Origin of the sequence: Pseudomonas sp. Z1-14 (assembly GCF_051132005.1) — a bacterium.
Taxonomy (GTDB): Bacteria; Pseudomonadota; Gammaproteobacteria; order Pseudomonadales; family Pseudomonadaceae; genus Aquipseudomonas.
Map to the genome: position 1 here is coordinate 3,105,828 of NZ_CP071646.1, position 13,735 is coordinate 3,119,562.

Genomic DNA, 13,735 nt, shown 5'->3' on the forward strand with positions numbered 1-13,735 from the left:
TATCCGAACCTGTAATGTTTGGGGACGCAGAGGTTTCACTGTTCGAGTTGTTCGAGCAGCCCCAGGAATTCATCGTCGGACAAGCCTGAGTCGGCGAAATCCGAAGCCGTGGCGCGGCCAACCGAGGGCGCCTGGCAATGCTCCAGCAAGGCTGAAAGGCGCTGCTGGAACTGCCGCGCCAACTCGCCCACCAGCGCCGAGTCATGGACCTGCGGCGCATAACGCCACTCCACGTGCAGTTGCCCTTCGTTGACCAGCGCCGTCACGTCCAGCCAATGCGTGCGGCGCGTGCTCTCGGCGCGCATGCCTGGGCACACCGGCCGCGCCAGGCGCCAGAGGCGTGAAGCGCCGATCCATTGGTCGACCCGCCCCAGGTAGTTGAACGTCAACAGCGAGGCCGCAGCCAGGCCGTGCGCCGGGTCCTGGCGCAACAGGCCGTAGCCGATGCCTTGCTCGGGTACCCGGCGCAGGGCTTCCTTGGCCGCGATGATCGAGGGCTCCAGATCCCAGGAAGTGTCGACCGCCAGTGGATAGCGGCTGGTGTGCCAACCGATCGAGCGGGACAAATCGGGAGCCTGCTCCCAGCCGCTGCGGCCATGGCTCTCCAGCTCAAGGGTGACGCGCTCGCGGCCCTGCCACTGGCCGATGACGCCGGCCAAAGCTGCTACCAGCAAATCCTGGACCTGGGTGCCGTAGGCCGCGTGGCAGTCGCCCAGCAACAACTGCGTCTGCGCCGATGAGAGTTGCGTGTCCAGCGTGCGGCTTGCGCCATAGGTATTCGCCTGTTCCGGGACAACGCCCTCTGCACGCAGTTGTTCGTGCCAGTAATCAACCTGGGCCAGCAAGGCCGGCTCGCGGCGCTGCTGCTGCAGGGCCTCGCTCCACACATGGAAACCCGCCGAGACGGCCGGCAACGCCAGGTCCGGTTGCAGGTAGAGACTTTCCAGCTCCTCCAGCAGCACCTGCCACGACACTGCATCGACGAGCAAGTGATGCGCCGTGCACAGCAGCTCCCGGCTCTGGGAGAAATACACCCAGCGAATCAACGGCGCCGTTGCCAGATCGAAGCCTTGCTGCCAGTGCTGCAACAGCGCTTCGCTCAGGGGTTGCTCCTCGACATGGAACAACCCGTTGACTTGAGATTGAGAGAACGCCTGGTAACGTTGTAGCCAACCATGCGCCGAGGCTTCGAAGACCAGGCGCAAGCTGGCGTGACGCTGCAACAGCGCGCCCACGGCCTGGGTAAACCGCGCCGGTTCCAATGGCTGGTCCAACGCCAGCAGCAACGACTGGTTCCAATACCCGGGCTGGTTTTGCTCCTGGGCGAAGAACCATTGCTGGATTGGCGTCAGGGCAAATGCCGTGGTGGGCTCGAGCTCGGAAGGCTTGGCACCCTCCTTCGCCGCGCCAAGGTCAACCACGTGTTCGGCCCAGCCGCGTACGGTCGGGAATTCGAAAATCTGCTTGGGCTTGAGTTGCAGGCCCTGCTGCTTGGCCCGGGCGATGATTTGCAGACTCAGGATCGAGTCGCCACCAACGCTGAAGAAATTGTCATCGACCCGCAGCCCCGGGTTACTAAGAATTTCCCGAGCGATGTCGAGCAAGCGCTGTTCGAGACTGCGCTGCGGTGTTTGCACCACTCGCGCCAAGGCGCGCACCGTCTGTTCGGCGAACAGCTGCTTGGGCGTCATCAGGATGTTCTGCTGGCGCGCCAGCGCAATGATCTGCAAGCCGAGGATCGAGTCGCCGCCCAGGGCAAAGAAGTTGTCATCGGGCCCCAGGTCGGAATTACCGAGCAGCCCGCGCCAGATGTCCAGCAATGCGCTTTCAACCGCGTCCAACGGCTGATCGAGCGATGTCTTCGCCGGCGCCTGGGCCGGCGCCTGCTCGTCCCATCGCAGCAATGCCTGGCGATCAACCTTGCCGTTGGGCAGCAAGGCGAAACCCTCGAGACAATGCCATTGAGCCGGTTGCATGTAGTCCGGCAGTTGCGCTTGCAGGGCAGCTTGAATGTCGGGCAGCGCGGCAGCTGGCGCGACCAGAAAAGCCACCAGGCGATTGCCGGTCAACGGCGAAGGGCTGTTGAGCACCCGCACGTCGCCGACCTGCGGCATGGCGCGCAATCGAGCTTCGACTTCGGCCGGTTCTACCCGATAGCCACGGATCTTCACCTGCTCATCGAGCCGACCGAGAAACTCCACCTGCCCTTGATGATTGAGTCGAACCCGATCGCCGGTGCGATAGCCGTGCCGGCCAAAGCGGGCCCGGTCTGCGTCGGTCGCGCTGAGGTAGCCCAACGCAACGGTCGCCCCCTCGACGTACAGCTCGCCACTGACGCCTTTCGGCAAGAGTGCGCCGGCGGGCGAACGCACGCTGACCTGGACATTCGGCAGGGGTCGACCCAGCGGCGCTGCGCCGCGGGTATCGACCTCATGGGTCAACACCCCGACGGTGGTTTCGCTGGGGCCGTAGTGGTTGACGATGCGCAGGTCCGGCTGCAAGGCGCGCAAGCGTGAAACCAGCGCCTGGCCCAGGGCCTCGCCGCCAGTCACCAGGCACTGGCGCGGCAACAAGCGCTGCGGATCATTGGCGACCAGCAAGGCGTTGAGGTGCGACGGCACGATTTTCAGCAGGTCCACGGGCTCGCGCTCAAGCACCGCAGCCAGCTCCTCGGCATCGAAAGCCAGCTCCTCGGCCAGCAGGCGCAGGCGCCGACCACTGAGCAGTGCACCGAACAACGCCGTGTGCCCCAGGTCGGTGGCGCAACTGGCCAGGCTTGCAAGGCTGGCATCGGCGGACAGGTTCAGGCGTTCAATGCACCCGCTCACGTAATGAATCAGGTTGGCCTGGCTGACCGCCACGCCCTTCGGCCGTCCGGTGGAGCCGGAGGTATAGACGACGTAAGCCGGCAGGTCTGCGGCCACGGCTGCGCGCAATGGCGATTCGCTGGACAACGACGCGGTTGGCAGCGACAGCCACCGTACCGGTTCAGGCAGCCATTCGGGACGCAGCCCCTCACCCACCCAGACCCGGGGCGTCGAATCCTCGCAGATGTCCTGCAAACGCGACTGCGGCCACTGCGGATCGAGGGCCAGGTACGTGGCGCCGCACTGCCAGGCCGCGAGCATGTGCATCACCAGCTCGCGGCTGCGGGGCAGGCACAAGGCGATGCGTGCACCCTCCAGGTTCGCGCCTGCCTGCAAGCGCTCGCCACGGGCAACCACCGCTCGGCCCAGCTCGGCATAGCTCAATGTGCCTTGTTCGTCTTGCAGGGCAATCGACTCAGACTTGTGGGCGCACTGCTGGACGAACGCCTGCCAGGCGTTGCTGACCGGGACCGGTAGGTCCTCGCCACTGAGGATCGATCGTTTCGCGGACGGTAGCCAGTCGAGCTGGGCAAAAGGTACGTCCGGCTGGTCGATGACCGCGTGGACCAATGCAACGAACTGGTCGCAATAACCCTGGACTGTTTCGTGACGGTACAAAGCCTTGCTGTAACGCCACCGACAGAGGAAACCCTCCTCCTCATCCACCACAACCATGTTCAGTTCATGGGCCGCTCCACGCTGTTCCGACAACACGGGGTCCACGTACTGGTGAAACGGCGCGGCACGTTCCTTGTTGAGCGTGAACATGTGCTGGAACAGCGGCGCCTTGCCCGCCTGACGCTCGAGGTTCAACTGCTTGACCAGGCGCGAGAACGGGTAGTGTCGGTGCGCGAGGGCCTGCTTGACGGTGGCGTCTACCTCACGGGCCCAGTCACGACTTGAAAGGTCTGGCTGCAAGCGACAGCGAACCGGCAGCGAGTTGACCAGATAGCCCGGCAAATTGAGGTGTTCGCGTCGCAAGCGCAGACCGCCGGCCGTACCCAGCACAAAATCGTTTTGCCCGGACAACACCCCGAGAAACTGTTGAAACAGCGAGAACCACCAGACGTAAGGCGTCACGCCCCACTCGCGGGCCCGGGCCCTCGCCCTCGCCGTGGTGGCGGGATCGAAGCGAACCGGCAGCTCCATCCCTTCGAATGAGCGGTTACCGCCAAAGGCGAAATCCGTCGGTAACTCTAGCGTCGGGGCTTCGCTCAGTTGTGCCTGCCACCATGCCAGCTCCGCAGCTTCGGTCGCCTCGCTACGCACGTGCAGCTCGCTGTTGTAGTTGCGATAGGCATCAGGATTGATTGCAGGCAACGGCTGACCATCAACCTGTGCGAACAGCTCGTTGAGCACGATATGGAACGTGGCTGGATCGGCAGCGATGTGATGGATCACCAGCAGCAGCGTGAGTTCGGTATGACCGTCCCGGGCGTTGCTAAGCACCACTCCTCGGCTGACTTCCCCGGCCTGCAGATTGAAAGGCCGGTCGGCCAGTTCGGCAATGCGTTGCTGCAAGGTATCGGTGTCCGCCGCCTGCAAGGCAACCCACTGCAACGGCTGGATATTTTCGCTACGACTCCACTGCACCAGGTCGCCGTTGCGTTCACCGTAGGCCGTGCTCAACACAGGGTAACGCCGCTGAATCGTGGCCCAGGCGTCTTGTAGGCGCCGGGGCAAGTCCTCCGTTACGAACTGCGCCTTGATTCGTCCTGCGTAAGCGAGGTTATAGGCACAACTGTCGGGTTCCAGTCGCTGTAGAAACCAGAGCGCCTGCTCATTGTCGGTCAGTGGCCGCGCATCAAGATAATCGGGATGCAGGGCCAGCCATTGCAACACTTCGTGCTCTCGCGAACGGAGCTCAGCTTCAAGTTCATCCGTCAAAGCACCTTGCGACCCGGGCACGATGTCCAGTTGACCTTCGGCTTCCGATAGGCGAATTCCACGCAGCCAGCAGCGATGCATCAGGCGATCGAGCATTTGATGTCCTTCATTTTGCTTGTTTGAAATAAGCCAGCCAATGCGGCGGCTTAATGCAAGAGCGGCGGGCTCAACCCGCCGGAGCAGGCTCGGCCATGGCGACCACGACCTTTCGCGCGCCCTGGAATGTCGAGCGGCCGTGGGCCACCAGCATGTTGTCGAGCATCAGCACGTCACCCGCCTGCCAGGGGAAAGTCACCTGGCAGCGCTGCAATACGCCGCGCACATGCTCCAGGGCTTCCAGCTCGATGGGTGAACCGTCCCCGTAGAAGACGTTACGTGGCACACCCTCTTCGCCAACGATGGAAATCAGCGTCTCGCGTACCGGCGCAGCGAGATTGGAGATATGAAACAGATGCGCCTGGTTGAACCATACCCACTCCCCGGTCACCGGATGCTGGGCCACGGCCTGGCAGACCTGGCGCGTGGACAGCTCGCCGTCGTCCTTCCATTGGAACTGGATGTGGTTGGCGCGACAGAATTGTTCCACTTGCGAGCGATCTTCGGTGCTGAACGCCTGCTGCCAGGGCAAGTCGAGGCCGTTGCCGTAGTTGCGCACGTACATCAGGCGTTTCTCGGCGAAGCGCTGGCGGATCGCCGGATCGAGTTGCTGGTAGACCCTGCGGCTATCGGCGATCGGGGTTTCACCACCCACAGGAGAAGCCTGTACGCAGTGGAACCAGATCTTCATCGGCCAATTGAGCGAATAGGACTGCTCGTTGTGCAGCGGGATGACCTGGTGGGCCGGGTATTCAGTGGAGGTGTATACGCGGTTGTTGAGCTTGGTGCGCGGCGTGGAGGCGTAGTCGTAGGTCAGCAGCTCATGGCCAAAACCGCGGGCAAATTCCTCGAAATCGGCTTCCCCGTTGAAGGCAAAACCGCGGAAAAGGATGCCGCCGACACGCGGCAACTCGGCCTCGACGGCCTGCAGGATCTGCGCTCGGCTATCGTGCCAGCGAGCCCCCGTGGCTGGCGCTTCGAAAATGAACGGCAAGGTCTGCTCGTTGCCCGGTACGCCTTCCATGGATTGAACCTGTGCACGCGCCAAACCAGTTTCCATTTGTAATCCCTCGCCATTCCGATGAGCGTATTTTTCGAGAGCACAAACTAATACAAACGAGTAACAACCGCAATAGAGAATGATTGTCATTAATGACGATAGTATGACAGCTGGTACGATTCACTTGCCCTGGAGCACACTCTCGCGCTCAGCGATATGGGACATCAGCAGGTAAGCGGACCCCAGCAGGCCTTGCATCGTATCGGCATAACGACTGCGGTTCAGGTAGAGAAACTGACGGTTCTTCACGGCGAACAGGTTCCGCCATTGAGGGGACTGGCGGAAAGCTGCGGTGCTGGTTTCCGAATCGAGCAGCTCCTCATAGGTGTCGATAATGAAATCACTGTCGAAGTCACCGATTCGCTCCAGGCTGTAGGGCACATTCTGCCGCGCCTCACGATACGCGGCGACACGCCCCAGCCCGAAATCAGCGATAACGTCATCCATCCCGCCACGGCCGATCAACTGGAAACCATCGGTATAGACTTCCAGCGTGGTGACAGTGATGCGCGCAGGGTCCTTGACGCGCTTCTTGAACTCGCTGACCACCCATTGGTATTCGCGAAGCATTTCTTCATAGCGCTGTTGCTTGCCGACCAGGTCGGCGAGTTCCTTGGCGTAGGTCTTGATATCGCTCTCTCGCGACGGCAACAGAACGACCGGGGCGATCTTGCTGAGCTTGTCCTTGAGGTCGGCGTGATAAGACAAGCCGATGATCAGGTCAGGCTTCAACGCCGCAATGGCTTCGAGGTCAGGCGACTGGTGCGAGCCGATGTATTGAATGCCCGTCACATCGAAGCGCTCCTGCGCGCCACGAAACAGCACATCCGAAAACAGCTTCTTGCGCCCTGTCGAGCCGCAGGGCTTGATACCCAACTCCAGCAACTGGGTGGTCAGGCTGAAATCATGCAAAGACACGATGCAACGCGGCGAAACGGGCACCTCAACCCGGCCAAAACTGTTCTCGAACACCTTGGTTTCAGCCGCGCCAGCAGGCATCGACAGCAATGCCAACGACACACACAGCATGCCGAGCAACCCTTGGAATATTCCCTTCACCCTTCCCCGCACGCGCTTGCCTCCAGATAACTTCAATATGAACGTCGCGGTGTTCTCAGCGACTGCGTTGACGCGCCAACAAGACGATCAGGTAAGGCGCTCCGATGATCGCGACCACCAGCCCCGCCGGTAACTGCAACGGTGGGAAAAGCCCCCGCCCCAGTGTGTCGCCCGCCAGCACCAGCAGCGCCCCCATCAACGCGGATAAAGGCATCAGGGCACCGTGGCGATCACCCGCCAGTTGGCGCGCCAGGTGCGGGGCCACCAGGCCGACAAAGGTCATGGTGCCGACGTTCGCCACCGCTGCCGCCGTCAGCATGACGCTGCAAAGCAACAGGAAGGCCATCACACCCGTCACATTCAGGCCTCGACTGAGGGCGACTTTTTCACCCAACTGCAACAGGTTCAACTGGCGATGAAAAAACAGCAACGGCGCCCCCGCCAGCAGCAACCAGGCGGCGAGACTATGGACCTGGGCCCAGCCGGCCCGATGCAAGCTGCCACCCAGCCACATCAAGGCTGACTCGACCTGGTCGATATTGCCGTAGGTGATGAGCAGGTCGGCAACCGCACTGAGCATGGCGGTCAGCCCGACGCCGACAAGGATCAGGCGCAGCGGCGAGATGCCCTGGCGCCACGACAGCAACGCGACGAAGAACGCCACGGCCAGCCCGCCGGTCAGTGCCGCCAACGGATACAGCTCCAGCGGCAGCAGCGTGGGCCAGAGCACGATGATCAACAACATGGTGACGCTGGCGCCTGACTCCACGCCTACCAGGCCCGGCGCCGCCAGGGGATTGCGCGTCAACGATTGCATCAACAGGCCGGCCAGCGACATCGCCGCCCCGGCGAGGATCGCCAGCAAGACCCGCGGCAGGCGCAACTCCCACAGCAGGTTGCGCGTCGTCGGGTTGGCCTGGTCAGGGGCTGCCAGCGCTTGCCAGGCCTGGGCAACATCCAGTGAATAGCTGCCGACGGTCAGTGCGTACAGGGCCAACGCAACCAAGGCGAGCAGCAACACCAGCACCGAAATCAGGTCGATCGGCCGGGCCACCCAGGGCAGCAACGGCAGCATTCTGGGCAGGGTCAGCCCCAAGCGCATCATCGGACTTTCCTCAACACCAGTACCACGAAGATCGGCCCGCCGATCAGCGCCGTGACGATCCCGGTATTGAGCTCGAAGGGACGCACCACGGTCCTGGCGGCGATGTCCGCCAGGATCAGCAGGAGCGCGCCAAGCAAGGGCGCGGCCAGCAGCAACCGACGGTAGTCATCGCCGAACAACAGGCGCGCGGCGTGAGGCACCACCAGCCCGACAAAACCGATCGGCCCCGCCAGGGCCACGGCGCAGCCTGACAGCAGAACCACCGAAGCCAGGCCGAACAGACGCATCTTCAACAGGTTGACGCCCATGCCGGCGGCGGCTTGCGGACCCAGCCGATGCGCGTTCAGCGCGCGGACGTTGACCAGGCAGAGGAACATGCCCAACACGGCATACGGCCAGACCCACGCCTGCATCGAACCTCCGGTCACCCCGATCGAGCCGGTGAGCCAGCGCCGCAGGCTGTCCAGCCCCTGCTGATCGAGCAACAGTAAAATCGAAGTGATAGCACTGAATAACGCTGCGATCATCGCCCCGGACAACGTCAGTCGAATCGGGTTGTGGCCCCTGCCCGCCAGCAGCAGGACACCAACGGCGGCGACCAGGGCGCCGCTGAAAGCAAACAGCGGGATCATCGACAGATCGTGGCCCGGTAGCACCAGCAAGCCGAACACGACGAACAATGCCGCGCCGCTGTTGATGCCGAGAATCCCCGGGTCGGCCAATGGGTTGTCGCCCACCGCCTGCATGATCGCACCGGCAAGGCCGAGACTCGCGCCCACCAGCATGGCCACCAGCAGGCGTGGCAGGCGGCTGCCACGAATGACGCTCTGGTCGGGGCTGTCTGGCGAATAGGCGACCAAGGCCTGCCACGCCTCGCTCCAGGGGATGCTCTTGGCGCCCACCGCCAGATGCAGCAGCGCGGCCAGGGCAATCGCAATCAGCAGACCCAGCCACACCGGCAAGCGCAAACCGTGGATCACATCGCCTCCCGCACAGCCGACGGCTGGCTACGGGTGGTTTGCGGGACACATAACGGATCGCCGGAATAAGGGTCGGTAATGATGTGCGCGTCCAGGTCAAAGACCGCCTTGAGGTTTTCCCGGGTGAACACCTCGGCAGGCGCGCCCTGGGCCAGCAACCGACCCTCGCGCATCATCACCAGGTGATCGGCGTAACGCGCGGCCTGGTTGAGGTCGTGCAGCACCGCCACGATGGTCTTGCCTTGCTCACGCAGATCCACCAGCAATTCGAGCAACGTGATCTGGTGCGCGATGTCGAGAAAGGTCGTCGGTTCATCCAGCAGGATCACCGGGGTGTCCTGGGCCAGGGTCATGGCAATCCAGCAGCGCTGCAACTGCCCGCCCGACAGGGTGGCCAGCGAACGATCCAGCAACGGCCCGATACCCGCCAGTTCGATGGCGCGATCAATCGCTTGCTGGTCCTGGTCGGACCATTGGCGCCACCAGCTCTGCCAGGGGAAGCGCCCCTGCATCACCAGCTCCCGCACGCTCATGCCGGCCGGCGACGTGGTGCGCTGGGGCAACAGCGCCATTCGTTGCGCCAATGCGCGGCGTGAGTACTGTCCCAACGATTTTCCGCCCAGATGCACGTCACCCGCGCTCGGCCGCAACATATGCGCCAGTACATTAAGCAGCGTGGTCTTGCCGCAGCCGTTGGCCCCGATCAATGCGGTGAAGCAACCTTCGGGAATATCCAGGCTGACACCGTTGAGAATCTGTTGCTCGCCATAGCTCAGCCGCACGTTGCTGGCTTTCAGCATGACCGTCCCTCCAACGCCCTAGAGGGCCTGATCGTTTCGTCCATCGTACAGATCCCCCTGGATCATTTCCCCCTGACAACACAGGGAAATCCACCAAGGGTCAAAAAAGTGGGGCACAGAATATGTCGAAACCAAAATAATTTCGCTACAAGCCTGACAATATTAATGCAAACCCTTATCATTCACAGTCAGATTATGGCCAGTAGACACTAACCTCGTTCGTCTGCCCGATGCCGCTGGACCGGGACAGCAGGCCTGCGAAGACAAAAACAACCCCAAGGACTTCCTCGATGCTCGTCAGAAAAACAATAGTTGGCACCGAAAAACGTTACGTCTCGCGTCATCCTGCGTTTCACCTGAGCACGCTGGCACTGGCTTTGGGGAGCATTTTTTCAGCACAGGCGATGGCCGCACAGCAAGAGGCTGCTGCCAATGCCCCTCTTCAACTCGGCGAAATCAACATCAACGCCGCCGCGGTGGAAAACCCGACGGCGCCGCTGGCCGGCAAGGTCGCCTTGCGTAACGGCAGCGCCACCAAATCCAACGCAGCCATCACCGAAACGCCGCAATCGGTTTCCGTGGTGACCGCCGATGAAATGCGTGATCGCAAGTCCGACACTCTGGCAGATGCCCTGAGCTATACCCCGGGTTTCACCAGCCAGCCAAGCAGCTTCAACCGCACTTCCGACCGGTTCCGCATGCGCGGATTCGACGTCGAATCCGCCACCGGCGGTTCGCTACGCGACGGCATGCGCTTGCAGTACAACTCTTACGACGGTGTGCAGGAACCCTATGGTCTGGAACGCGTGGAGGTCGTGCGCGGCGCGGCTTCGGTGTTGTACGGCCAACTGTCGCCCGGTGGCTTCGTCAACGGCGTGAGCAAACGCCCGACCGAAACCCCACAGCACGAGCTGGGCATGCAATACGGCAACCATGATCGCAAGCAACTGACCGCCGACTTCAGCGGGCCGCTCGGCGACAGCGAAGTCCTCAGCTACCGCTTGACCATGCTCAAGCGCGACAGCGACACCCAGCAGGACTACATCAACGACGACAAGCTCTATATCGCCCCGGCCCTGACCTGGCGCCCCAATGAAGATACGTCGCTGACCCTGCTCTCGTTCTATCAGAAGAGCGACACCCGTTTCTCCGCCCCGCTGCCCTATCAATTGGTCAAGGGCGTGGGCAACGGGCCGGTCACCATCGGCCGCCACGATTTCATCGGCGAGCCCGATTACGACGACATGAATGGCGAGATGTCCGCCATCGGTTATGAGTTCGAACACCGCTTCGATGAGCACACCCGCATCAGCAACAAGCTGCGTTACTACGAAGCGGATGTGAAGTGGAAATATCTTCAGGCCGGAGCAGTCACCAACGGCGTTCTAGCTCGACAATACAGCGACCGCCGCGAGCGCTCCCGGGCACTAGCCAGCGACACCAACATAGAGACACGCTGGAACATCGGAGGGGTGGAAAACACCTTTCTGGTGGGTGCAGATACCTACGACGCGTCGTACGACTCGCATAACTTCCGGGGCCCCGCTCCTTCCATCAACATTGGTGACTATAACTACGGGCAGCCGGTCGTAGTGGACAAACGCCGGAGCCGCGAGCGAGGTTCGCAGATCGACACGTTCCAGACAGGTATTTATCTGCAAGACCAGATCAAGTTCGACGATCACTGGTTGCTGCTGCTCGGTGGCCGCCACGATTGGGCTGATCAGGATCAGGAAGCGTTCAGGACCGGTCAAAAGCTGAGCCAGGACGACGAATCTACCACCTGGCGCGCCGGACTGGTTTACCAAGCCGATAACGGCCTGGCGCCCTACATCAGCTATAGCGAATCGTTTTTCCCGGTGGCGGTAGCCGACGCACCAGACCAGACGTTCGATCCTACCGAAGGTAAGCAGTACGAAATCGGCATTCGCTACCAACCTCCTGGCAGCAACATGCTGCTGAGTGCCGCGGTGTACGAGCTGACGCAAGAAAACGTCGTGAAGCGCGACCTAGCAGGCAACAATCCTCGGCAGATTGGCGAGCAGCGCTCCCGTGGCTTGGAGCTGGAAGCCAAGGCTGACGTCACGCCCCAATTGAGTGTGATTGCCTCGTACGCTTACACCGATGCGCGGACTACTAAAAGTCAGGTCCAGAGCGAAGTGGGCCAGCGCAGCGAAGACACTCCTTACCACCAAGCCGCGCTGTGGGCTGACTACAACTTTGCTCTCTTCGGAGTGCCACAGCTGAAGGTAGGTGGTGGCGCACGTTACAAGGGCACCACCCAGGCCTCGGGCATCGATTCGCAAATGCCGGCCTATACGCTGTTCGACGCAATGGCTAGCTACCAGATCGATAAAAACTGGGACATCGCTCTAAACGCTAACAACGTGACGAACAAAAAGTACGTGTACTGCGAAGCCGCCATCTGCCGCTACGGCGATGAACGCGAGCTGGTGACGTCCGTCAACTTCCGTTGGTAAAAATGATGATTCGGTCGGCGCCGACCCGCGCCGACCGAATCATTTTTACGCTATTCCCCCCTCCGCGCTTCCCAAAGACCCTCTCTGCCCCAGCGGCCCCCCCGATCCACTTTTTGACTTGACGCCTCCGATGACGATCGTCATATTACGATCATCATAAGCGGCTGGAAGAAGGGGATAGCGCATGGAAACCGGGAATGCATCCGCGCTGGCGGGTTCGCCGCCACTGGCAACAAGCCAACCCTTGACCGGTCGAATCGTCGCCCTGCTCGCAGGCCTCGCGGCGATTGGCATGCTTTCCACCAACATCATCCTCCCCGCGTTCCCGGTCATTGGCGATGACTTGGGCGTGACCGCCCGCGAACTGGGCCTGACACTCTCCAGCTACTTCGTCACCTTTGCCCTGGGCCAGTTGGTGGTCGGGCCGCTGGCCGATCGTTATGGGCGCAAGAAGCTGGTGCTGGGCGGATTGTCGGTGTTCATGGTCGGGACCGTCATCGCAGGGCTCGCCACCACGCTCGATGTCATGATCGCCGGACGCATCGTCCAGGCATTGGGTGTGTGCGCTGCCTCGGTGCTGTCGCGCGCCATCGCTCGGGATCTGTTCGAAGGCGAGACGTTGGCCCGCGCCCTGTCGTTGACGATGGTTGCCACCGCCGCCGCGCCAGGTTTCTCGCCCTTGGTGGGCAGCGTGCTGTCCGTCACGCTCGGGTGGCGCGCGATGTTTATCCTGGTTGGATTGGCGGCAGTCGTACTCGCCTTCTTCTACGTCCGCGACCTCGGTGAAACCCATCCCGCCGATCGCCGGGCGCCGCACTCCACCGGCAGCGTCGTGCGCGCTTACGCAAGGCTGATGGCGGACAAGCGCTTTATCCTCCCCGCCCTGTCGATGAGCCTGCTGCTGAGCGGCTTGTTCGCCTCTTTCGCCGCCGCCCCGGCGATCCTGATGAAAGGCATCGGCCTGACGTCAGTGCAAGCCGGCCTGTATTTCGCCTCGACGGTGTTCGTCGTGTTCGCCGCCGGCATGGCGGCCCCGCGCCTGGCGCACCGCTACGGCACGCGCACCATCGCCTTGCTGGGCATTGCCTGCGCCATGCTCGGCGGTGGCCTGCTTGTGGTCGGGCCGGCTGACCCAGGCCTGGGCTGGTATGCCGTCTCGATGGTGACGTTTCTCTGGGGCATGGGCCTGGCGAACCCGCTGGGCACCGCCATCACCATGGGGCCTTTCGGCAAGGAGGCCGGCATGGCCTCGGCGTTGCTGGGATTCTTGTCCATGGGCGCGGCGGCGCTGACCACCTGGCTGGCCTCCGTATTGAGCTTTTCGCCCATCACCACGCTGGGCGCGATCCAGGCGTTGACCTGCCTGATCGCGCTGCTGCTGTTCTTCTTGCGCCGCTGAGC

The 13,735-nt window shown here is 62.3% G+C and carries 8 protein-coding genes; 2 read left to right on the forward strand and 6 right to left on the reverse strand.

The features are described 5' to 3' along the window. Positions 1-35: 35 nt before the first annotated feature. The 6 genes from J3P89_RS13955 to J3P89_RS13980 form a co-directional block, all read right to left on the reverse strand. On the reverse strand, positions 36-4,850 hold the full coding sequence (locus J3P89_RS13955; RefSeq protein ID WP_434697918.1) for an amino acid adenylation domain-containing protein: 4,815 nt from the start codon (positions 4,848-4,850) through the stop codon (positions 36-38). Between the two features lie 70 nt (positions 4,851-4,920). Next, positions 4,921-5,874 carry a TauD/TfdA family dioxygenase gene (locus J3P89_RS13960; RefSeq protein ID WP_434697989.1) on the reverse strand — a complete coding sequence of 318 codons (954 nt, stop codon included), beginning with the start codon at positions 5,872-5,874 and terminating at the stop codon, positions 4,921-4,923. Between the two features lie 156 nt (positions 5,875-6,030). Beyond that, entirely contained in the window at positions 6,031-6,969 is a 939-nt protein-coding gene (locus tag J3P89_RS13965; protein ID WP_434568698.1) for an ABC transporter substrate-binding protein, read from the reverse strand. Between the two features lie 55 nt (positions 6,970-7,024). Beyond that, a complete protein-coding gene (locus J3P89_RS13970; protein ID WP_434568699.1) occupies positions 7,025-8,074 on the reverse strand; it encodes a FecCD family ABC transporter permease in 1,050 nt (349 codons plus the stop codon). After that, positions 8,071-9,054: a FecCD family ABC transporter permease gene (locus J3P89_RS13975; protein ID WP_434651984.1), complete on the reverse strand. Its 984-nt coding sequence runs from the start codon at positions 9,052-9,054 to the stop codon at positions 8,071-8,073. Before J3P89_RS13975 ends, J3P89_RS13970 begins: the two co-directional genes overlap by 4 nt. Further along, a complete protein-coding gene (locus tag J3P89_RS13980; RefSeq protein ID WP_434651985.1) occupies positions 9,051-9,854 on the reverse strand; it encodes an ABC transporter ATP-binding protein in 804 nt (267 codons plus the stop codon). Before J3P89_RS13980 ends, J3P89_RS13975 begins: the two co-directional genes overlap by 4 nt. 290 nt (positions 9,855-10,144) lie before the next feature. Here J3P89_RS13980 and J3P89_RS13985 point away from each other — a divergent pair, with 290 nt between their 5' ends. Both J3P89_RS13985 and J3P89_RS13990 read left to right on the forward strand, forming a co-directional pair. Further along, complete coding sequence (locus J3P89_RS13985; protein ID WP_434697919.1) at positions 10,145-12,334, forward strand: TonB-dependent siderophore receptor; 2,190 nt, start codon at positions 10,145-10,147, stop codon at positions 12,332-12,334. Positions 12,335-12,518: 184 nt separating this feature from the next. Beyond that, entirely contained in the window at positions 12,519-13,733 is a 1,215-nt protein-coding gene (locus tag J3P89_RS13990) for a multidrug effflux MFS transporter (protein WP_434697920.1), read from the forward strand. Positions 13,734-13,735: the final 2 nt, after the last annotated feature.